Source organism: Streptomyces sp. CNQ329 (assembly GCF_000482585.1).
This window is the reverse complement of record NZ_AXVU01000005.1, coordinates 45,180-67,233: the sequence shown is the minus strand read 5'-3', so window position 1 is coordinate 67,233 and position 22,054 is coordinate 45,180. Positions and strand designations below refer to the sequence as shown.

Genomic DNA, 22,054 nt, shown 5'->3' with positions numbered 1-22,054 from the left:
GCGCCGCGGCCCCGTCGTGATGTCGGATTCTCGCTAGCTTTCGCCCTCGCGGTGCCCGACGCTGGAGACATGTTCACCGACACGGAGCGCTGCGTACGGGCCGTCCAGTCCAAGGACGCCCGCTTCGACGGCTGGTTCTTCACCGGGGTGCTGACCACCGGCATCTACTGCCGGCCCAGTTGCCCCGTCGTCCCGCCCAAGCCGCAGAACATGCGGTTCTACCCCAGCGCCGCCGCCGCCCAGCAGGCCGGCTTCCGCGCCTGCAAGCGGTGCCGCCCCGACACCAGCCCCGGCTCCCCGGAGTGGAACCACCGGGCCGACCTCACCGCCCGCGCCATGCGGCTCATCGCCGACGGCGTGGTCGACCGCGACGGCGTCGCCGGCCTCGCCGCCCGGCTCGGCTACAGCACCCGCCAGATCGAACGCCAGCTCCGCGCCGAACTCGGCGCCGGCCCGCTCGCGCTCGCCCGCGCCCAGCGCGCCCAGACCGCGCGCGTCCTCATCGAGACCTCCGCGCTGCCCATGGCCGACGTCGCCTTCGCCGCCGGCTTCTCCTCCATCCGAACCTTCAACGACACCGTCCAGGAGGTCTTCGCGCTGGCGCCCACCGAGCTGCGCCGCCGCGCCGCGCGCAGCCGCGCCGGCACGGGCGGGACCGGCGGCACCACCCCCGGTGTCATCACCCTCCGGCTGCCGTTCCGCCGGCCGCTCACCCCCGACAACCTTTTCGGCCATCTCGTCGCCACCGCCGTCCCCGGCGTCGAGGAGTGGCGCGGCGGCGCGTACCGGCGCACGCTGCGGCTCCCGTACGGGCCAGGCATCGCCTCGCTCACCCCCCGGCCCGACTACGTCGCCGCCCGGCTGGCCCTCACCGACCACCGCGACCTCGCCCTCGCCATCAGCCGCTGCCGCCGGCTGCTCGACCTCGACGCCGACCCCGTCGCCGTCGACGAGCAGCTCACCCGCGACCCCCAGCTCGCCGAGCTGATCGCCAAGGCACCCGGACGGCGGGTGCCGCGCACCACGGACGGCGCCGAATTCGCCGTACGGGCCGTGCTCGGCCAGCAGGTCTCCACCGCCGCGGCCCGCACCCACGCGGGACGGCTGGTGACCGCCTACGGAACACGGATCGAGGACACCGAAGGCGGCCTCACCCACCTCTTCCCCGAGCCCGCCGCCCTCGCCGGACTCGACCCGGGCCACCTGGCCATGCCCCGGAGCCGGCGCACCACCCTCACCGCGCTCGTCGCCGCCCTCGCCGCCGGCGACCTCGACCTCGGCGGCGGCAGCGACTGGGAACAGGCCCGCCGGCAGCTCGCCGAACTGCCCGGCATCGGCCCCTGGACCGTCGAGGTCGTCGCCATGCGCGCCCTCGGCGACCCCGACGCCTTCCCGGCCACCGACCTCGGCGTGCGCAAGGCCGCCGCCGGACTCGGCCTGCCCGGCAGCCCCGCGGCCCTCGTCCGCCACTCCGCCGCCTGGCGGCCCTGGCGGGCGTACGCCGTGCAGTACCTCTGGGCGGCGCCGCCCGCCGGCGACCACCCGATCAACCTGATGCCCACGGAGTGAAGGACATGCGTACGCACACCACCGTCGACAGTCCCGTAGGACCCCTCACCCTCGTCGCCGAGGACGACAACCTCACCGGGCTCTACATGACCGACCAGCGTCACCGCCCCGCCGAGGAGACCTTCGGCGTCCCCGCTGACCCCGCCGACCCGCCGTTCGCGGTGACCGCCGCGCAGCTCACCGCGTACTTCGCCGGCGAACGCACCGACTTCGACCTGCCGCTCCACCTGGCCGGCACGCCGTTCCAGCAGCGGGTGTGGGAACAACTGCGGCAGATCCCGTACGGCGAGACGATCTCCTACGGCGCACTCGCCGAGCGCGTCGGCAACCCCGCCGCCTCCCGTGCCGTCGGCATGGCCAACGGCCGCAACCCCGTCGGGATCATCGTCCCCTGCCACCGCGTCGTGGGCGCCAACGGCAGCCTCACAGGATACGGGGGCGGGATCGACCGCAAGAAGCAGTTGCTCGCGCTGGAGCGGCGAAAGGGCTGAGCCCTGCCGCCGAACGGGCCCGGGGACGGCGGACGCCCTCCCCGGGCCCGTCCGGCCGTGGTGACGTACGCAATGGGCAAGGCGGCACCGTCCCGATAGGGTCGCAGCGGCGTGACCAGGACCAGAGCAAGGGGCGAGATGTGACGCAGCCAGCAGTGACCCGGGTGCTGATCGCGGCGGACAAGTTCAAGGGCTCTCTCACCGCCGAACAGGTCGCCCAGCGGGTGACCGCCGGCCTGCGCAGGGTCGCGCCCGGCCTCGCGGTCGAGGCCCTGCCCGTCGCGGACGGCGGCGACGGCACGGTGGCCGCGGCGCTGGCGGCCGGCTTCGAACGCCGCGAGGCGCGGGTCACGGGGCCGCTCGGCGAACCCGTCACCGCGGCGTACGCGCTGCGCGAGGGTACCGCCGTCGTCGAGATGGCCGAAGCGTCCGGGCTGCACCTGCTGCCCCCCGGCCACTTCGCGCCGCGTACCGCCACCACGTACGGCAGCGGCGAACTGCTGCGCGCGGCGCTCGACGCCGGGGCGCGGACCCTCGTCTTCGGCGTCGGCGGCAGCGCGACCACCGACGGCGGCGCGGGCATGCTCGCCGCGCTCGGCGGGGTCTTCGTCGACGCGGAGGGGAAGGCGGCCGGACCGGGCGGCGGGCCACTGGCGGGGCTTGCGCGCGCCGACCTGAGCGGCATCGACCCGCGGTTCGCGTCCGTCGAACTGATCCTCGCCAGCGACGTCGACAACCCGCTGACCGGGCCGACCGGAGCCCCGGCGGTCTACGGACCGCAGAAGGGCGCGACCGCGGCGGACGTCGAGGCGCTGGACGCGGCGCTTGCGCACTACGTGCGGGTGCTGGAGGAGGCCGTGGGGCCGCGGGCGGCCGAGCTGGCACTGCGGCCGGGCGCGGGAGCGGCGGGAGGCATCGGCTACGGGGCGCTCCTCGGCCTCGGCGCGGTCTTCCGGCCCGGGATCGAGGTGCTGCTCGACGTCCTCGGCTTCGACGAGGCGCTCGCACGGGCGGATCTGGTGATCACGGGGGAGGGGTCGCTGGACCGGCAGACGCTGCACGGCAAGGCACCGGCGGGCGTGGCGGCGGCGGCCCGGACGGCGGGGAAGCGGGTGGTGGCGGTGTGCGGCGGGCTGTCCATCGACGAGGCCGCGCTGCGGTCGGCGGGGATCGAGCGGGCGTATCCGCTGTCCGCGGTGGAACCGGACGTGGCGCGTTCGATGCGGGAGGCGGGGCCGTTGCTGGAGTCGGTGGCCGAGACCCTGGCCCGCGACTACGTGTGACGGGAAGGTGACGCACACCCCGGCCGCCGGCTCCGGCCGCCCGGAGGCGCCCCGGGACCGCCGGAGCCGGAAACGCCGTCGCGTCCGGGTGCCGGATCAGGCTCCCGGACGCGACGGTGCGGTCCGTTCCCGGTGGTCCCTTCCGGGCACCGCGCGGCCTCTGCTGCCCGCGGCGCGCCGGCTCAGCCCTGCGCCGCGGCGCGCGCCTCGCGGCGGCCCATGCGGAAGGTGTTCACCCGGCGGGCGGTGGCGAACAGCGGGATCGTCGCGGCCGTGACGATCTGCAGCGCGCAGCCCGTCTGGAGCAGCAACTGCCCGTTCGGCGCGTCGAAGGCCCACGCGCCGAGGCACGTCATGCTGATGAAGATCCACACCAGCGTGGCCACCGCGAGCCTTCCGCGGGGCTTGGGGTACTCCACCCGGCTCACCATCAGCCAGGCCACCCCGATGATCGCCAGCAGCGTCGGCACGAACGGCAGCTCCAGCAGCACCACCGAGATCACCGTCAGCGCCCCGAAGGGGCTGGGCATGCCCTGGAAGACGCCGTCGCGCACGGTCACGCAGGAGAACCGGGCAAGCCGCAGCACCACCGCCAGCACCACGGCGACCGCGGCCACCGTGGAGACGCGTTGGTGTGCGTCGTCGGCGACCATGCCGTAGACCAGCACGAAGTACGCGGGCGCCAGCCCGAAGCTGATCAGGTCGGAGAGGTTGTCCAGTTCCGCGCCCATCGCGGAACTGCGCAGCTTGCGCGCCACCAGGCCGTCGAAGAGGTCGAAGACCGAGGCGAGCAGCATGAGGATCACGGCGGTGGCGGCGCTGTGCCGGGCGATGCCGGCCTCGTCCTCGCCCATCAGGTGCGGAACGAGCACGCCGGTGGTGGTGAAGTAGACGGCGAGGAAGCCGCAGGTCGCGTTGGCCAGCGTGAGGGTGTCGGCGATCGACAGCCGCGTCGACAGCGGCATGTCGTCGTCGTCCTCGTCGACCTCGGGGACCCAGCCGGCCTTCGTCTCCGGATCAATCACGGTCAAGGCGCGTCACCCCCGCCGTGGTGGCCTGGCCGACGTTCACACCGGCCTCGATGCCCTGCGGCAGGTACACGTCGACGCGGGAGCCGAAGCGGATCAGCCCGACGCGCTCGCCCTGCTCGACCTTGGTGCCGCTCGTCACGTACGGCACGATACGGCGGGCGACCGCGCCGGCGATCTGGACCATCTCGACGTCGCCGAGTTCGGTGTCCAGATGCCACACGACGCGCTCGTTGTTCTCGCTCTCCTTGTTGAACGCCGGGACGTAGCCGCCGGGGACGTGTTCCACGGACGACACGGTGCCGGCCAGGGGGGCGCGGTTCACGTGCACGTTCAGCGGGCTCATGAAGATCGCGACCCGGGTGCGGCCGTCGGGCCAGGGCATGATGCTCTGCACCACGCCGTCGGCGGGGGAGATGACCCGGCCCTCGGCGATCTCGCGGTCGGGGTCGCGGAAGAACCACAGCATGCCCGCCGCCAGCGCGGCGGGGGGCAGGGCGGCCAGCCGGTCGGGCCAGCGCCCGGTGCGGCGGGCGCGGACGGCGGTGACGGCGGCGGTGGCCAAGGTCGGCAGGAGCCACGGCGATGCGCCGCGCGCCAGGCGGACCCGGCGGCGCGGAACGTTATCTGGGCTGTGGGGCATGTTTGACCTTCGTAGCGGGAGGGGGCCGCGGTGATGGGGGACGGCGGCTTGTCGGGGATGCTATCGGTTGGCACCGGCAACTCGGCAAGCCGAAGCGAGCTTTCGCCCGCCGGGGCCCGTGACCGGCTGCCACGCCACCCCTCCCGCCTGCCCCTGGAGCAGTCCGTCAACCTGGGGACCCGTACTCCTCCAGCAGCCGCCGTCCAATGATCATTTTCTGGATCTCGGCGGTGCCTTCACCAATGAGAAGCATCGGCGCCTCCCGGTAGAGGCGCTCGATCTCGTACTCCTTGGAGAAGCCGTAGCCGCCGTGGATGCGGAACGCGTCTTCCACGACTTCCTTGCAGTACTCCGAAGCGAGATATTTGGCCATCCCCGCCTCGAGGTCGTTACGTTCTCCCGTGTCCTTTTTGCGTGCCGCTCGCACCATCATCGCATGGGCCGCCTCGACCTTGGTAGCCATCTCGGCCAGTTTGAACTGGATCGCCTGGTGCCGGGCGATCTGCCGGCCGAAGGTCCGGCGCTGCTGGGCGTAGCCGACGCCGAGCTCGAAAGCACGCTGGGCGACGCCGCAGCCGCGGGCGGCGACGTTCACGCGGCCGACCTCCACCCCGTCCATCATCTGGTAGAAGCCCCGGCCGGCCCCTTCGGGGCCGCCGAGCACACGGTCGGCCGGGACGCGCAGCCCGTCCATGATCAGCTCGGTGGTGTCGACCCCCTTGTAGCCCATCTTGTCGATCTTGCCGGGGATGGTGAGCCCCGGCTTCACCGCGCCGAACCCGGGCTCCTTCTCCACCAGGAACGTCGTCATGGACCGGTGCGCGGGCGCGTCCTGACCCAGCCCCTCGTCGGTCCGGCAGAGCACCGCGACCAGCGTCGACGTGCCGCCGTTGGTGAGCCACATCTTCTGGCCGGTGAGCAGGTAGTCGCCGCTCTCCCCGTACCGTACGCCCCTGGACGTGATGGCCGCCACGTCCGAGCCGAGCCCCGGCTCGGACATCGAGAACGCGCCGCGCACCTCCCCGGCGGCCATCAGCGGCAGGAAGTGCTCGCGCTGCTCGCGCGTGCCGTGCTGTTTGATCATGTACGCCACGATGAAGTGCGTGTTGATGATCCCCGACACGCTCATCCAGCCGCGGGCGATCTCCTCCACGCACAGTGCGTACGTCAGCAGGGACTCGCCGAGACCGCCGTACTCCTCGGGGATCATGAGGCCGAAAATGCCCAGGTCCTTCAGGCCCTCGACGATCTGCGCGGGATACTCGTCCCGGTGCTCCAGCCCGGTGGCCACCGGCAGGATCTCCTTGTCGACGAAGTCGCGCACGGTGGCCACGATCTCGCGCTGGACCTCCGTCAGCCCCTCCGTCTGCGCCAGCCGCCCCATCACCGCTCCCCGTCGCGCTCGGCCGGGTCCGGGCGGCCGGGCTGCTCCCCGCCGCGCGCCGCGACGTACGCCTGCGTGGGCACCATCACCTTGCGCCGGAAGACGCAGACCAGGGTGCCGTCCTGCTTGTGGCCGCGGGTCTCGACGTGCACGATGCCGCGGTCGTCCTTCGACTTCGACGGCCACTTGGCCAGCACGGTCGTCTCGCCGTAGACCGTGTCGCCGTGGAAGGTGGGCGCCACGTGCTTCAGCGACTCCACCTCCAGGTTGGCGATCGCCTTGCCCGAGACGTCCGGCACGGACATGCCGAGCAGCAGCGAGTACACGTAGTTGCCGACGACGACGTTGCGGCCGAAGTCGGTGGTCCCGCCCGCGTAGTGGGCGTCGAGGTGCAGCGGGTGGTGGTTCATGGTCAGCAGACAGAAGAGGTGGTCGTCGTACTCGGTGACCGTCTTGCCGGGCCAGTGCTTGTACACCGCGCCCGGCTCGAACTCCTCGTAGGTGCGTCCGAACTGCATGTCAGCCCTCCGGCGGGGTGAAGGCGGTGGTACGGGCCATCCCCGCCGCGCGGCCCTTGCCCGAGATCACGAGCGCCATCTTGCGGCTCGCCTCGTCGATCATCTCGTCGCCGAGCATCGCGGAGCCCTTCCTGCCGCCCTCCTCGGAGGTGAAGTACTCGTACGCGTCCAGGATGAGCTCGGCGTGGTCGTAGTCCTCCTGGGACGGCGAGAAGACCTCGTTGGCGGCCTCCACCTGGCCCGGGTGCAGCACCCACTTGCCGTCGAAGCCGAGGGCGGCGGCGCGGCCGGCGACCTCGCGGAAGCCGTCGACGTCGCGGATCTGCAGGTACGGGCCGTCGATGGCCTGCAACTCGTGGCTGCGGGCGGCCATGAGGATCCGCATGAGGATGTAGTGGTAGGCGTCGGCCGGGTAGCCGGGCGGCTGCTCGCCGACGACCAGGGACTTCATGTTGATCGAGGCCATGAAGTCGGCCGGCCCGAAGACGATGGTCTCCATCCGCGGCGATGCGGCGGCGATGTCGTCGACGTTCACCAGGCCCCTGGCGTTCTCGATCTGCGCCTCGATGCCGATCCGGCCCACCTCGAAGCCCATCGTCTTCTCGATCTGGGTGAGCAGCAGGTCCAGGGCGGTGATCTGGCCGGCATCCTGCACCTTCGGCAGCATGACGCAGTCGAGGTTCGGCCCCGCGCCCTCGACGACGGTGACGACGTCGCGGTATGTCCAGTGCGTCGTCCAGTCGTTGACCCGTACCACCCGGGTCTTGCCGTTCCAGTCGCCCTCGTTGAGGAACTTCACGATGGTGTGCCGCGCGTCCGGCTTCGCCAGTGGCGCGCAGGCGTCCTCCAGGTCGAGGAAGACCTGGTCGGCCGGCAGCCCCTGGGCCTTCTCCAGGAACCGAGGGTTGGATCCCGGGACGGCGAGGCAGGAACGCCGCGGCCGCAGGCGGTCGGGCTGGTGGACGGGGCTCATGCGGTGACCTCCTGAGGGTCGGGCTCGTTCACGGGCCGGATCTCGTCGACGATACGAAGGCCCCTTGCGGGGAGCGCGGCCGGCCGCACCGCCGCCGCGCACGTACCCGCCGGAGCCGGGCGCCCCCGGCCGGCAGGCAGCCCCCGGCCCGTTCTCCGGAGGGACCGGGCTTCCCGGACCGGGCGGAACGTTCCCGGTGCGCCGCGGCGGGGCTGCCGTCGGCGGCGGGCGGGGCTCATGCGGTCACCTCCCGGGGGCCGAGCTTGTTCGCGAGCCGGATCTCGTCGACGATACGGCCGATGATCTGCGTGATTCCGAAGTCCTTCGGGGTGAAGACGGCGGCCACCCCGGCGGCCCGCAGCGCCTCGGCGTCCGCCGCCGGGATGATGCCGCCGACGACGACGGGCACATCGCCGGCGCCCGCGCGGCGCAGCAGATCCAGCACGTCGGGGACGAGCCCGGCGTGCGAGCCGGAGAGGATGGACAGGCCGACGCAGTGCACGTCCTCGGCGACCGCGGCGGCGGCGATCTGCGCGGGCGTCAGCCTGATGCCCTGGTAGACGACCTCGAAGCCGGCGTCCCTGGCGCGTACGGCGATCTGCTCCGCGCCGTTGCTGTGCCCGTCGAGGCCCGGCTTTCCGACGAGCAGCCGCAGCCGGCCGGTGTCCAGCTCCGCTGCGGTGCGGGCGGCCCGTGCCCGTACGGCGTCGAGCCCGGCCTCCCCGTCCGTGTCCGCCGTCGCCGGCACGGCGACCGGCGCCCCGCTCACGCCCGTGGGGGCGCGGAACTCGCCGAAGACGTCGCGCAGCGCCCAGGCCCACTCGCCGGTGGTGACGCCGGCGCGGGCGCACTCCAGCGACGGGGGCATGAGGTTGGCCGTACCGGCCGCGGCGGCCTTCAGCGCCGTGAGCGCCCGCTGCGCGCGCGGCTCGTCGCGGGACAGCCGCCACTCGTGCATCGCGGCGACGACGCGCGCCTCCACGTCCGCGTCGACGGTCATGATCGCGGCGTTAAGGTCCGCGGTGAGGGGGCTGGGCTCGGTCTCCGTATGGCAGTTGACGCCGACGATCTTGTCCTCGCCCGACTCGATCCGGGCGCGCCGCTCCGCGTGCGCCGCCACGAGCTGCGCCTTGAGATAACCGGACTCCACCGCCGCGACGGCGCCGCCCAGGTGCTCGATGTGCGCCATCTCGGCGGTCGCCCCCGCGACCAGCTCGTCCACCCGCCTCTGGACGACATGGCTGCCGTCGAAGAGGTCGGGATACTCCAGCAGGTCGCTCTCGTGCGCCAGCACCTGCTGGATGCGCAGGCTCCACTGCTGGTCCCACGGGCGCGGCAGGCCCAGCGCCTCGTTCCAGGCGGGCAACTGCACGGCACGGGCGCGGGCGTCCTTCGACAGGGTGACCGCCAGCATCTCCAGCACGATGCGCTGGACGTTGTTCTCCGGCTGTGCCTCGGTCAGGCCCAGGGAGTTGACCTGTACGCCGTAGCGGAAGCGGCGCTGCCGGGGGTCTTCGATGCCGTAGCGCTCACGGGTGAGGGTGTCCCAGATGCGGGTGAACGCCCGCATCTTGCACATCTCCTCGACGAACCGGACCCCGGCGTTGACGAAGAAGGAGATCCGGCCGACGACGTCGCCCATCTGCTCCGGGGGCACCTGGCCGGAGTCGCGGACCGCGTCCAGGACGGCGGTCGCGGTGGCCATCGCGTACGCGATCTCCTGTACCGGAGTGGCGCCCGCCTCCTGCAGGTGGTAGCTGCAGATGTTGATGGGGTTCCACTTCGGCATCCGGCCGACGGTGTACGCGATGACGTCGGTGGTCAGCCGCAGCGAGGGCCCGGGCGGGAAGACGTACGTGCCGCGGGAGAGGTACTCCTTGACGATGTCGTTCTGCGTGGTGCCCGTCAGCTCCGCGATGCCCGCCCCGTCCAGACCCTGTTCCTCGGCGACCACCTGGTAGAGCGCCAGCAGCCACATCGCGGTGGCGTTGATGGTCATCGACGTGTTCGTCCGCCGCAGGGGGATGCCCGTGAAGAGGCGGCGCATGTCGCCCAGGTGCGAGACGGGCACGCCGACGCGGCCGACCTCGCCGCGGGCGAGCACGTGGTCGGGGTCGTAGCCGGTCTGGGTGGGCAGGTCGAAGGCGACCGACAGGCCGGTCTGGCCCTTGGCGAGGTTGCGCCGGTACAGCTCGTTCGATGCCTCGGCGGTGGAGTGGCCGGCGTAGGTGCGCATCAGCCAGGGCCGGTCCTTGGCCGCCATCACACGTTTCCGGCGTGCTCGACGGCCCGCTGCACAGAGCTCTCGCGGCCGGGTCCCGCGGGCAGCCGCGGAGGGGGCGCGGGATCGCTGCGGAAGAGCTGGATCGCGTCGATGTGCGCGGCACGCTTCTCCTCGTCGCGTATGCCCAGCCCTTCGGCCGGCGCGAGGCAGAGCACGCCGACCTTGCCCTGGTGCAGGTTGCGGTGGACGTCGTACGCCGCCTGGCCCGTCCGGGCCAGCGGGTAGGTCTTCGACAGGGTGGGGTGGATCCGGCCCTTGTCGACCAGGCGGTTGGCCTCCCACGCCTCCCGGTAGTTGGCGAAGTGCGAGCCGATGATCCGCTTCAGGGACATCCACAGGTAGCGGTTGTCGTACTCGTGCACGAAGCCGGAGGTGGAGGCGCACGTGACGATGGTGCCGCCGCGGCGCGTGACGTAGACGGAGGCGCCGAAGGTCTCGCGCCCGGGGTGCTCGAAGACGATGTCGACGTCCTCGCCGCCGGTCAGCTCGCGGATGCGCTTGCCGAACCGCTTCCACTCGCGGGGGTCCTGCTCGTGCTCGTCCCGCCAGAAGCGGTAGTCCTCGCCGCGGCGGTCGATGATCGCCTCGGCGCCCATCCGGCGGCAGATCTCCGCCTTCTCGGGGCTGGAGACCACGCAGATGGGCGTGGCGCCGCCGGCGAGCGCGAACTGCGTGGCGTACGAGCCGAGTCCGCCGCTCGCCCCCCAGATGAGCACGTTGTCGCCCTGCTTCATGCCGGCGCCGTTGCGGGAGACGAGCTGCCGGTACGCGGTGGAGTTGACCAGGCCGGGCGCGGCGGCCTCCTCCCAGGACAGGTGGGCCGGCTTGGGCATGAGCTGGTTGGACTTCACCAGCGCGATCTCCGCCAGTCCGCCGAAGTTGGTCTCGAAGCCCCAGATGCGCTGCTCGGGGTCCAGCATCGTGTCGTCGTGGCCGTCGGCGCTCTCCAGCTCGACCGACAGGCAGTGCGCCACCACCTCGTCGCCCGGCCGCCAGGCGACGACGCCCGGTCCGGTGCGCAGCACGACGCCGGCGAGGTCGGAGCCGATGACGTGGTACGGCAGGTCGTGGCGCCTGGCGAGCGGGGACAGGCGGCCGTAGCGCTCCAGGAAGGCGAAGGTGGACAGGGGCTCGAAGATCGACGTCCACACCGAGTTGTAGTTCACGGAGCTGGCCATGACCGCCACCAGGGCCTCGCCGGGGCCGAGTTCCGGCACCGGCACCTCGTCCAGGTGCAGCGACTTGCGGGGGTCCTTCTGCCGGGTGGGGAGGCCGTCGAACATCTCCGCCTCGTCCTTGTGCACCGTCACGGCCCGGTACGACTCGGGCAGGGGCAGGGAGGCGAAGTCGGCGGCTGTGCTGTCGGGTGCCTGAATCGCGGCGAGTATCTCGTTCATGGTGCTGCCTCCGGCGAAGCGTGTCGGGGACGCTTGAGGGACGTCGGGGGTGAGGGCTGGGCGGCGGTTCGGCTCCGGCGGTGCGGCCGGTGTGCGCGGTACGGGCGCGGTGGCGCCCCGGCGCCTGTGACGAGGCGCGGCCCGGGCGCGCGAGCCGAGGGCTCGCGGGGACAGCCGGCGCGCGCTCGAAGTCGTGCGCCGGTCACCCGGATATCCCGTACCGTATGGCACGGCGTGCCAGGCTGCAAGACACTCGGTGCCAAAAATCTTTCTCACTTGTCGGTCCCGACGCACGGATGAGCATGCGAAGGCTCCCCGGCCGGAGACGGCCGGGGAGCCCGTGGCGGGGTGAAACCGCCGGTCAGCCCTTCTTCAGCGCCTTCTCGATGGTGCGCATGACCTCGCTCAGCGGGGCGTCCGTGCGGGCCACCGCGACGAGCACGTCGGCGCTGTCGCCGCCGGCCGTGAGGACCGCCGGCGCGCCCCCCGGACCGTGCGGCTGGCCGACGCCGGTGAACCGCGCCCGTACCACCGCGAAGGCCCGGTCGAGCTGGCCCTCCACGTCACCCTCCGCACCCGCGCGCAGCCAGCGGCGCAGCACGTGGTTGTGCGCGGTGACCACGGCCGAGGCGGCGACTTCGGCGAGCAGCGGGTCGTCGTCGCCGTCCCGGTGGGCGCCCTCGTCGAAGTGGCCGAGCAGATAGCGGGTGAACAGCCGCTCGTAGCGGGAGACCGAGGCGATCTCGCGCTCGCGCAGCGTCGGCACCTCCCGGGTCAGGCGGTAGCGCTCGACGGAGACCGCGGGCTGTGCCGCGTACATCCGCATGACCTCCCGGATGCCGCGGCAGATGGTGTCCAGCGGGTATTCGTGCGGCGGTGCGGCGTCCAGAACGGCCTTCACCCGCTCCAGGGTGTCGTCGTGGTCGGGGAAGATCGCCTCTTCTTTGGAGCGGAAGTGCCGGAAGAAGGTGCGCCGGGCGACGCCCGCCGCGGCGGCGATCTCGTCCACCGTCGTCGCCTCGTAGCCCTTGGTCGCGAACAGCTCCATCGCGGCGGCCGCGATGTCGCGGCGCATCTTCAGGCGCTGGGTGCTGGAGTTCGAACGGCTGGGCTTCGCAGGCTGGGACATGTAAGGAACGTACTCCATGCGTGGCCCCCGGATCGCCGCAAATCCGGGGTACGGGTGACCGCTGCGCGCCGGCCGGTGCTCAGCTCGCGGCGGCGGCGTACTCGCGGAAGCCGCGGCCCGTCTTGCGGCCCAGACAGCCCGCCGCGACCAACTGCTCCAGCAGCGGGGCGGGTGCGAGGCCGGGGTCGCGGAACTCGCGGTGCAGCACCCGCTCGATGGCCAGCGAGACATCCAGGCCGACAACGTCCAGCAGCTCGAAGGGGCCCATGGGGTAGCCGCCGCCGAGCTTCATCGCGGCGTCGATGTCGTCGGGCGAGGCGTAGTGCTCCTGGACCATCTTCACCGCGTTGTTCAGATACGGGAAGAGCAGCGCGTTGACGATGAAACCGGCCCGGTCGCCGCAGTCCACCGCGTGCTTGCCCAGCCGGGCGCAGACCTCCCGGACGGTGGCGTGCGCGTCGTCCGCGGTACGGACCGTGCGCACCACCTCCACGAGCTTCATCATCTGCGCGGGGTTGAAGAAGTGCATGCCGACCACGTCCTCGGGGCGCGAGGTGGCGGCGGCGCAGGCGATGACGGGCAGCGAGGACGTGGTGGTGGCCAGCACGGCGCCCGGCCGCACGATCTTGTCCAGGGCGGCGAACATCTGCCGCTTGACCGCCAGGTCCTCGGCGACGGCCTCCACGACCAGGCCGGCGCCGGCCAGCGCGTCCAGGCCGCCGGCGGGGGAGACCCGGGCCAGCGCGGCATCGCGGTCCGCGGCGCCGAGGCGGCCCCTGGCGACGGCGCGGTCCAGCGACGCGGCGATACGGGCCCTGGCCGCCGCCGCCTTCTCCGCGCCGCGGGCCGCGAGCGTGACCGCGTACCCCGCCCTGGCGCAGACCTCCGCGATGCCGCTCGCCATCGTGCCGGAGCCGGCGACGCCGATCTCCCCGACCGGCCGCGGCGGCACACCGGGCGGCACGGCGGCGGGCACGGTGTCCGGCACCGGTGTGCCGCTGCCCGGGGCGTCGTAGGTGTAGAAGCCGCGGCCCGTCTTACGGCCGGTGAGGCCCGCCGCCGTCAACTGGCCGAGGACGGGGGCGGGGGCGTGCAGCCGGTCCTGGGACGCGGCGTACATGGCCTCCAGCACCGTACGCGCGGTGTCGACGCCGATCAGGTCGAGCAGCTCCAGCGGGCCCATCGGCAGGCCGCAGCCGAGCTTCATCGCCGCGTCGATGTCCTCGCGGGTGGCGTAGCGCGACTCGTACATCGCCGCGGCCTGGTTGAGATAGCCGAAGAGCAGCCCGTCGGCGATGAACCCGGGCCGGTCGCCCACCGCGACGGGCTGCTTGCCCAGCTCCCGCACGAGCGCGGTGACCTGCCGGACCGCGGACGGCTCGGTGAGCACGGAGGAGACCACCTCCACCAGCCGCATCGCCTGGACCGGGGTGAAGAAGTGCAGGCCGAGGACGCGCTCGGGGCGGGCGGAGGAGGCGGCGAGGCGGGTGACGGACAGCGCGTTGGTGCCGGTGGCGAGGACCGTGCCGGGGCGGACGATCCCGTCCAGTTCCGCGATGACCTGCCGCTTGACCTCGTACGACTCGGGGACCACCTCGATGACCAGGTCCGCCTCGGCGGCGGCGCGCAGGTCGGTGAAGGTACGCAGCCGGGCCAGGACGCCGGCGCGGGCAGCCTCCGTGAGCCGGCCGCGGGCGACGGCGCGGTCGGTGGCGCGCTCCAGCGCCGCGGCGCAGGCGCGGGCGGCGGCCTCGCTGACGTCGATGCCGGCGACCTCGCGGCCGGCGCGGGCCAGCACCTCGCACAGGCCGGTGCCCATCGTGCCGAGGCCGACGACGGCCACGGTGGGGAAGGGAACCGAGGGGGACTCGGGGGACTCGGGGACAGGGCTGCGGTCCATCGCGGGACTCCAGTCGTGACGCGGGAGATGAGGGCCGGGCCGCGGCGCACGGCGGCCGGGCCGGGGCACGGGGGCCCATGGCGGGGGGCCGCGCGAAGCGGCGGGGCGCGCGGCGGCGGGACGTGACGGCCGGCCCTGTCCCGGGGCCGGGCGTGCCCGCCACGGGCACCGGGGTGCCCGTCGCGCGTGCTGTCAGTTGCCGAACCGACTTCAGCTCTCGGCGGCTGCGTCACCAGACCGCCCGAGCAGGTGTGCTGCTCGTGCTCCGAGCTTAACTCGTGAGTAACCATGGGCGCCAGGGGGCGAATCAGGGAATGTACCCAGCAGCCGGGGCACACATGGAGTGAACCCCGATCGACGAGCCCGTCACCGCCCGGTGGCGGGATACGTACCCTGAGTGCCGCGAGGCAGGGGGCCGAGGAATGGACCAGGAGTATCTGGCGCTCACCGAACGGATCCGCGGCAGGCTGGAGGACCCCGCGGCGCGGGCGCGGTTCGAGCACATGACCGCGCTCGCGCGGCAGCGCACGACCACCGCCCACGAGGAACTGGCGCGCGTGCTGGAGCTGCCGGGCGAGCCGCTGTGGGCGCGGGAACTGGCGGCCTTCGCGCTGGGCTCGGCGGGGGACCGGCGGGCGTTCGAGACGCTGGTGCTGCTGCTCAACTACCGCGATCCGGTACGGGCGGAGAGCGCGGCGCACGCGCTCGCCCGGCTCGGCGACCCGCGCACCGCACGGGCGGCGGCGGCCCTGGCGACGAACCCGCTGCGGACCGCGTACGCGCTGCACGCCATCCGGCTGCTGGTCCGGCTGCGCGCGCCCGAGTCGGCGCCGGCGCTGATCAGCACGCTGCAGCGGCTGGTGCGCGAGCCGCAGCACCACTGGCCGATCGCCACCGCGTGCGTCGAAGGGCTGGGCGAGCTGGGCGACCCGCGCGCGATCCCGGCGCTCTCCGAGGCGCTCGGCTTCCCGCAGTTGTGGCGCGCGGCCACGGCGGCGATCACCCGCATCGGCCCGCGCACCCCGTCGCAGTGAGGTGCCGGGCGCCGGGGGCGCGGCGGACTGCGGGCGCGGCGGTACGGGCCGGGGCCCGGGGCGTACCGCCGCCGGCACCGGAGACCGGCCGGCGGCTCAGAGCAGCGTCAACTGTGTGTTCTCCGGGCCCTCCGGCGGTGCGCCCGGCCCCTCCTCGGGCTCGATGCGGCGCGCCGTGCCGGGGGCCGACGGGCCTATGCCCAGCTCCGTCGCGTACTCGTGGACCTGCCGGGTGATCTGGCGCTGATACCACTTCGGCGCGTACGAGCCGCCCGCGTACATCGTGCGGTAGCGGTGGACCAGATGCGGGTGGTGGTGCTCCAGCCAGGCCATGAACCACTCGCGCGCGCCCGGCCGCAGATGGAGCACCAGCGGCGTCACCGACGTGGCACCCGCCTCCGCCACCGCCCGCACCGTGGCGCGCAGGTGGTCGGGTGAGTCGCTGAGGAACGGGATCACCGGGGCCATGAGCACCCCGCAGCCGATGCCGTGCTCCGTGAGCGTGCGGACCACATCGAGCCGGCGCCGTGGCGCGGGCGTGCCCGGCTCGACGGTCCGCCACAGCTCGTCGTCCAGGAAGCCCACGGAGACCGCCACCCCGACCTGCGTGACCTCGGCCGACTGTGTGAGCAGCGGCAGGTCGCGGAGGATGAGCGTGCCCTTGGTGAGGATCGAGTACGGGTTGGCGAAGTCCCGCAGCGCCGCCAGGATGCCGGGCATCAGCCGGTAGCGCCCCTCGGCCCGCTGGTAGCAGTCGACGTTCGTGCCCATGGCGATGTGCTCCCCGCGCCACCGGCGGCTCGCCAGCTCGCGGCGCAGCAGCTCCGGGGCGTTGATCTTCACCACGATCTGCGAGTCGAAGCCGCGGCCGGTATCGAGGTCCAGATAACTGTGCGTCTTCCGCGCGAAGCAGTAGACGCAGGCGTGGCTGCAGCCGCGGTACGGGTTCACGGTCCAGTCGAAGGCCATCCGCGACGCCCCCGGCACCCTGTTGACGATCGAGCGCGCCCGCACCTCGTGGAACGTGATGCCCCGGAACTCCGGGGTGTCGAAGGTGCGGGTGACGACGGCGGACGTGCCGAAGAGGGCGGGCGACGCGGCCCCCGTGGCCGCGCCGCCGTCGGCGGCCTCGTCGGTCAGATTCTCCCAGCGCATCAGCACCTCCCGTTGTACTGCCCCCGAGAATAGAACATGCGTTCCCTTTGCGTCGAGTCCCCGATCGGGTGACCCGGCCGGCGCCGTACGGGACGGGCCGCCGCGCGGCCTCACCGGTTCGGGTGGACTTCCGCGGCACGCCCTCGCGCCCCGGGCTCCGCCGGCGCATCGCGAAACCCGCTGATGAGGGCCCGATGGACGCTTTGCGCAGCCGAGTTGACGCGCCGCCGCGCCGCCGTGCGGGGGAGTGAATCGCGGTTGCCCCCGGATCTTGGGCGGTGCGAAGAATGGTCCGGCGCAGGCGGACGATGCGGGGAGCTGGCACGTGGGGACGACCCTGGTGAACGACGAGCCGGTCACCGCGCCCGCGGCCGGCCCGGCGGCGGTACCGGTGCAGCCGGCGCCCTCGCCGGGACGCACCGGAAAGAGCGGGCCTCCGCCCGGGCCCGGCGCGGCCGGCACCGCCGAAGAGGCGCTGGACCCCCGGCGCGTGCGGCTGGTCTTCCTGGCCCTGATGCTCGCGCTGCTTCTCGCCGCGCTGGAGCAGATGATCGTCGCCACCGCCCTGCCGAAGATCGTCGGTGAACTCCACGGCCTGGACCGGATGTCCTGGGCGATCACCGCCTACCTGCTCACCGCCACCGTCGGGCTGCCGATCTACGGCAAGCTCGGCGACCTCTTCGGCCGCAAGGGCGTCTTCCAGTTCGCCATCGTCGTGTTCATCATCGGCTCCGGGCTCGCCGGCGCCGCGCGCAGCATGGACCAGCTCATCGCGTTCCGCGCGATCCAGGGCATGGGTGCGGGCGGCCTCATGATCGGCGTGCAGGCGATCATCGCGGACATCGTGCCCGCCCGGGAACGCGGCCGGTACATGGGCCTGATCGGTGCCGCCTTCGGTCTCGCCTCGGTCGCCGGACCGCTGCTCGGCGGGTTCTTCACCGACGAGCTGTCCTGGCGCTGGTGCTTCTACTTCAACGTGCCCTTCGGCCTGGTCACCCTGCTGGTGACCGGCCTGGTGCTGAAGCTGCCCAAGCCCGCCTCCCGGCCCCGGCTCGACGTCCTCGGCGCGCTGTTCCTCGCCGTCGCCTCCACCTGCCTGGTGCTGCTGACCAGTTGGGGCGGCCTGGAGTACTCCTGGACCTCCGACGTCATCCTCGCCCTCGGCGCGGGCGCCGCCGGAGCCACGGTCCTGCTGCTCGTCGTCGAACACTTCGCCGTCGAACCCGTCCTGCCGCTGCGGCTCTTCCGCGACAGCATCTTCAACGTCACCTCCCTCATCGGGGTGGTGACGGGTGTGGCGATGTTCAGCGCGGCCGGCTACCTGCCGACCTTCCTGCAGATGGTCGACGGTGCCAGTGCCACCGAGTCCGGACTCCTGATGCTGCCGATGATGATCGGCACCGTCGTCGCCTCGATCGTCTCCGGCCAGCTCATCACGCGCACCGGCCGCTACCGCCCCTACCCGGTGCTCGGCTGCGCCCTCGGCGTCGTCGGCGTGTGGCTGCTCTCCCGCCTGGACGAGAACACCTCGCAGCTTTCGTACAGCATCTGGATGGGCATCCTCGGGGTCGGTCTCGGCCTCGTCCTGCCGGTGCTCATCCTCGCCGTGCAGAACGCCGTACGCCCCGCCGACCTCGGCGTCGCCACCAGCGCGCACAACTACTTCCGGCAGATCGGCGGTTCGGTCGGCACGGCGGTCTTCGGCACCGTCTTCTTCGACCGCCTCGCCGACGAACTGGCCGTCACCCTGCCCCCGCCGCCCCCCGGCGCCACGCTGCCGGACCCGGAGTCGATCACCCCCGAAGTCGTCCATGCGTTCGATGCCGAGCTGCGCGACGGCTACATCCGCGCCTACGCCGAAGCGATGCCGGGCATCTTCCTGTACCTGGTGCCCGTGCTCGTCCTCGGTGTGGTGTGCGCGTTCCTGCTGAAGGAGAGACCACTGGTGTCCCAGAACCTCCCGGGGCCGGGCCCCGCCGCGGACGAGTACCCGGCGGTCGACACCCCCGTTCCCGCCGCCCGCGGAGCCGTCCCCGCGGGCGCCGGCGTGCCGGTCTGCGGCAGCGTGCAGCACCACGACGGCACCACCGTGCCGCGCGCGGCGCTCACGCTCATCGACGGCGCCGGCCGGCAGGTGGGCCGCGACGCCAGCCGCGACGACGGCCGGTACGTGCTGCCCACGCCGGGCGCCGGCTCGTACGTCCTGGTGGCCGCCGCCGGCGGGCATCAGCCGCAGGCCGTGACGGTCACCGTGGGGGACCGGCCGGTCGAGCTGGACCTGGTGCTCGGCGGCGCGGGACGCATCTGCGGCACGGTCGCCGCGGCCGACGGTGCGCCGCTGGGGAACGTCGTCGTGACGCTCACCGACGCACGGGGCGAGGTCGTCGCCTCCGCGCGCAGCGCCTATGACGGCTCGTACGCCATCGGCGAGCTGGTCGCCGGCGAGTACACGCTCGCGGCCACCGCGCCGGGCTTCCGGCCCGCGGCGCTGCCGGTCTCGGTGCAGGCGGCGCGGGAGACCCGCCAGGACGTCGAGCTGGCGGGCGGGGCGGTGCTGCGCGGCACGGTACGGGCCTGCGGCGGCCGGCCGGTGGAGGACGCCCGGGTGACCCTCCTGGACGCCGCGGGCAACGTCGTCGACACCGGCACCACGGGCCCGGACGGAGCGTTCCGCTTCGTCGACCTGTCGGCGGGTGAGTACACCGTCATCGCGGCGGGCTACCCGCCGGTGGCCACCGTGCTGCGCGTGGAGGGCGGCGGTCGCACGGAGCGCGACCTCCAGCTCGGGCACGGCGACTAGACCCCGCGGCGGCTGTCCGGCGACCCGGCCGCACGCGCGCGCCGGGGCGTTCGCGAGGGTCGCGGCGACCGGGTGTGCACCGGACGGCCGATGGCCGGGCCCGCCGTCGAAGTGGCTGGTCGCAGGCTGTTCCAGGGGAGTTGATCCGGTCTAGACCTCTGTACGTATCCACAGGGGTTTCACCGCTTCGTCCGACCGCGTACCGTGGCTCGTCATGAAGGTCTTGATCAGCGCCGACATGGAGGGGGCCACCGGCGTCACGTGGCCCGCCGACGTGCTTCCCGGCGGCCCGCAGTGGGAGCGCTGCCGGCCCATGTTCACGTCCGACGTCAACGCCGCCATCGAAGGCTTCTTCGCCGGCGGCGCCGACGAGGTGCTGGTCAACGAGGCGCATTGGACGATGCGCAATCTGCTCCTGGAGCGGCTCGACGACCGCGCCCAGATGCTCACCGGGCGGCACAAGTCGCTGTCCATGGTCGAGGGCGTCCAGCGCGGCGACGTCGACGGCGTCGCCTTCGTCGGCTATCACACCGGCGCGGGCACCGCAGGGGTCCTCGCGCACACCTACCTCGCCAACTCCCTCACGGGCGTCTGGCTCAACGGCGTACGGGCGAGCGAGGGCCTGCTGAACGCGCACGTGGTCGCCGAGTTCGGAGTCCCCGTGGTGCTCGTCACCGGCGACGACAAGACCGTCGAGGACGCCCAGGGGTATGCGCCCGCCGCTCCCGGCGTCGCCGTCAAGGACTACGTCTCGCGGTACGCCGCGGTGTGCCGCACCCCGGCCCGTACCGCGGCGGACATCCGCGCGGCGGCCACCGAGGGCGCGGCGCTCGCGGTGCGCACGGAGCCGGTGCGCGGCGGGCCGTTCACGGTGGAGCTGGAGTTCGACGCGGAGCATCTGGCCGGTGCGGCCACGGTCGTGCCGGGCGTGGCGCCGACCGGGGAGCGGCGCGTGGCGTATACGACGGAGACCATGTACGACGGCATCCGCTGCTTCAAGGCGGTCACCACGCTCGTCTCGGCCGCCGTGGAGGAGCAGTATGGCTGACCCGACCGCAGCCGCTCAGGGCCCGGGCCCGGACGACGCGGCGCTGGAGGAGGTGGTGCGCTTCACCTCCGACCTGATCCGCATCGACACCACGAACCACGGCGGCGGCGACGGCGTCGAGCGCCAGGCCGCGGAGTACGTCGCGGAGCGGCTCGCCGGTGCCGGCATCGAGCCCGCCCTGCTGGAGAAGGCCCCCGACCGGACGAACGTCGTGGCCCGCATCGAGGGCACCGACCCCGGTGCCGCCGCCCTGCTCGTCCACGGCCACCTCGACGTGGTGCCCGCCGAGCCCGCCGACTGGAGCGTCCACCCGTTTTCCGGCGAGGTGCGCGACGGCGTCGTCTGGGGCCGCGGCGCCATCGACATGAAGAACATGGACGCGATGGTCCTCGCGGTCGTGCGGGCCTGGGCGCGCGCCGGCGTCCGCCCCCGGCGCGACATCGTGCTCGCCTTCACCGCCGACGAGGAGGCCAGCGCCGAGTACGGCTCCGGTTATCTCGCCGAGGAGCACGCCGCGCTCTTCGCCGGCTGCACCGAGGGCATCAGCGAGTCCGGCGCCTTCACCTTCCACGCCGGCGACGGGTTGCGCCTCTACCCCGTCGCGGCCGGCGAGCGCGGCACGGCCTGGCTGCGGCTGACCGCCCGCGGCCGGGCCGGACACGGCTCGAAGGTCAATGCCGACAATGCGGTCTCCCGGCTGGCCGCCGCGGTCGGCCGCATCGGCGAGCACCGCTGGCCGGTGCGGCTCACGCCCACCGTCCGGGCGGCGCTCGTCGAGACGGCCGCGGTATACGGGATCGAGGTCGCCCCCGAGGCGCTGGACGAGCCCGGGTTCGACGTGGACGCGCTGCTCGGCAAGCTCGGCCCGGCCGCGGCCCTGGTCGCCCCCACCGTGCGCAACAGCTCCAACCCCACGGTCCTCGAAGCCGGCTACAAGGTGAACGTCATCCCCGGCAGCGCCACCGCCCAGGTCGACGGCCGGATGGTGGCCGGCGGCGAGGAGGAGTTCGCCCGTACGCTCGACGAGCTGACCGGACCGTACGTCGACTGGGAGTTCAGCCACCGCGAGGTGCCGCTCACCGCCCCCGTCGACGCGCCCGTCTACGCCGCGATGCGCGCCTCCCTGGAGCGCTTCGACCCCGGCGCGCACGTCGTGCCGTACTGCATGTCGGGCGGCACCGACGCCAAGCAGTTCTCCCGCCTCGGCATCACCGGCTACGGCTTCTCGCCGCTGAAGCTCCCCGCCGGCTTCGACTACCAGGAGCTGTTCCACGGCGTGGACGAGCGGGTGCCCGTGGAGGCGCTGCACTTCGGCGTGCGGGTGCTGGACGACTTCCTCAGATCGGCCTGAACCGCCCCCGACCACCGCGCGGACAGCAGCGCGACGACCAGCGAGGGCGCCGGCGAAGCGCCGGCGC

General features: G+C 73.2%; 17 protein-coding genes. 7 read left to right on the top strand and 10 right to left on the bottom strand.

Features of this window, described 5'->3' with window-relative positions; all coding sequences use genetic code 11:
* Positions 1–69 precede the first annotated feature (69 nt).
* The 3 genes from I003_RS0104255 (at position 70) to I003_RS0104245 (ending at position 3,343) form a co-directional block, all read left to right on the top strand.
* Positions 70–1,569, top strand: a complete 1,500-nt coding sequence (locus I003_RS0104255; protein WP_027770369.1) for an AlkA N-terminal domain-containing protein — start codon at positions 70–72, stop codon at positions 1,567–1,569.
* A 5-nt stretch (positions 1,570–1,574) separates the two neighbouring features.
* Positions 1,575–2,060 (top strand): methylated-DNA--[protein]-cysteine S-methyltransferase, encoded by a 486-nt coding sequence (locus I003_RS0104250; RefSeq protein ID WP_027770368.1) that lies wholly within the window; start codon positions 1,575–1,577, stop codon positions 2,058–2,060.
* 155 nt (positions 2,061–2,215) lie between these two features.
* Positions 2,216–3,343 (top strand): glycerate kinase family protein, encoded by a 1,128-nt coding sequence (locus tag I003_RS0104245; protein WP_027770367.1) that lies wholly within the window; start codon positions 2,216–2,218, stop codon positions 3,341–3,343.
* Positions 3,344–3,525: 182 nt separating this feature from the next.
* On the opposite strand, the gene pssA is transcribed toward I003_RS0104245, so the two are convergent.
* The 9 genes from pssA to I003_RS0104200 all read right to left on the bottom strand — a co-directional run bounded on the left by pssA (position 3,526) and on the right by I003_RS0104200 (position 14,599).
* The gene (gene pssA / locus I003_RS0104240; protein WP_027770366.1) at positions 3,526–4,374 is read right to left on the bottom strand and encodes a CDP-diacylglycerol--serine O-phosphatidyltransferase; all 849 of its coding nucleotides are present in this window, start codon (positions 4,372–4,374) and stop codon (positions 3,526–3,528) included.
* On the bottom strand, positions 4,361–5,014 hold the full coding sequence (locus I003_RS0104235) for a phosphatidylserine decarboxylase (RefSeq protein WP_027770365.1): 654 nt from the start codon (positions 5,012–5,014) through the stop codon (positions 4,361–4,363). Before I003_RS0104235 ends, pssA begins: the two co-directional genes overlap by 14 nt.
* 166 nt (positions 5,015–5,180) lie before the next feature.
* The gene (locus I003_RS0104230; RefSeq protein WP_027770364.1) at positions 5,181–6,398 is read right to left on the bottom strand and encodes an acyl-CoA dehydrogenase family protein; all 1,218 of its coding nucleotides are present in this window, start codon (positions 6,396–6,398) and stop codon (positions 5,181–5,183) included.
* Positions 6,398–6,916: a MaoC family dehydratase gene (locus tag I003_RS0104225; RefSeq protein ID WP_027770363.1), complete on the bottom strand. Its 519-nt coding sequence runs from the start codon at positions 6,914–6,916 to the stop codon at positions 6,398–6,400. Before I003_RS0104225 ends, I003_RS0104230 begins: the two co-directional genes overlap by 1 nt.
* A gap of 1 nt (position 6,917) precedes the next feature.
* Positions 6,918–7,889 (bottom strand): HpcH/HpaI aldolase/citrate lyase family protein, encoded by a 972-nt coding sequence (locus tag I003_RS0104220; RefSeq protein ID WP_027770362.1) that lies wholly within the window; start codon positions 7,887–7,889, stop codon positions 6,918–6,920.
* Between the two features lie 235 nt (positions 7,890–8,124).
* Positions 8,125–10,152, bottom strand: a complete 2,028-nt coding sequence (locus I003_RS0104215) for a protein meaA (RefSeq protein WP_027770361.1) — start codon at positions 10,150–10,152, stop codon at positions 8,125–8,127.
* The gene (gene ccrA / locus I003_RS0104210) at positions 10,152–11,570 is read right to left on the bottom strand and encodes a crotonyl-CoA carboxylase/reductase (RefSeq protein ID WP_027770360.1); all 1,419 of its coding nucleotides are present in this window, start codon (positions 11,568–11,570) and stop codon (positions 10,152–10,154) included. Before ccrA ends, I003_RS0104215 begins: the two co-directional genes overlap by 1 nt.
* A 361-nt stretch (positions 11,571–11,931) precedes the next feature.
* A complete protein-coding gene (locus tag I003_RS0104205; protein ID WP_027770359.1) occupies positions 11,932–12,699 on the bottom strand; it encodes a TetR family transcriptional regulator in 768 nt (255 codons plus the stop codon).
* A gap of 79 nt (positions 12,700–12,778) precedes the next feature.
* Positions 12,779–14,599: a 3-hydroxyacyl-CoA dehydrogenase family protein gene (locus tag I003_RS0104200; RefSeq protein WP_051368080.1), complete on the bottom strand. Its 1,821-nt coding sequence runs from the start codon at positions 14,597–14,599 to the stop codon at positions 12,779–12,781.
* Between the two features lie 422 nt (positions 14,600–15,021).
* On the opposite strand from I003_RS0104200, the gene I003_RS0104195 reads away from it, so the two are divergent.
* Positions 15,022–15,633, top strand: coding sequence for a HEAT repeat domain-containing protein (locus tag I003_RS0104195; protein ID WP_027770357.1), 612 nt, complete (start codon positions 15,022–15,024; stop codon positions 15,631–15,633).
* Positions 15,634–15,729: 96 nt separating this feature from the next.
* Here the strand turns inward: I003_RS0104195 and I003_RS0104190 are convergent, their stop codons facing one another.
* Positions 15,730–16,788 carry an Rv2578c family radical SAM protein gene (locus I003_RS0104190; RefSeq protein ID WP_027770356.1) on the bottom strand — a complete coding sequence of 353 codons (1,059 nt, stop codon included), beginning with the start codon at positions 16,786–16,788 and terminating at the stop codon, positions 15,730–15,732.
* A 325-nt stretch (positions 16,789–17,113) separates the two neighbouring features.
* Between I003_RS0104190 and I003_RS0104185 the strand changes: the two genes are divergently transcribed.
* The 3 genes from I003_RS0104185 (at position 17,114) to I003_RS0104175 (ending at position 21,987) form a co-directional block, all read left to right on the top strand.
* Positions 17,114–19,588 (top strand): MFS transporter, encoded by a 2,475-nt coding sequence (locus I003_RS0104185; protein WP_027770355.1) that lies wholly within the window; start codon positions 17,114–17,116, stop codon positions 19,586–19,588.
* A 214-nt stretch (positions 19,589–19,802) separates the two neighbouring features.
* Positions 19,803–20,636, top strand: a complete 834-nt coding sequence (locus tag I003_RS0104180) for a M55 family metallopeptidase (RefSeq protein ID WP_027770354.1) — start codon at positions 19,803–19,805, stop codon at positions 20,634–20,636.
* The gene (locus I003_RS0104175; protein WP_027770353.1) at positions 20,629–21,987 is read left to right on the top strand and encodes a M20/M25/M40 family metallo-hydrolase; all 1,359 of its coding nucleotides are present in this window, start codon (positions 20,629–20,631) and stop codon (positions 21,985–21,987) included. The genes I003_RS0104180 and I003_RS0104175 overlap by 8 nt, the downstream gene beginning before the upstream one ends.
* Positions 21,988–22,054: the final 67 nt, after the last annotated feature.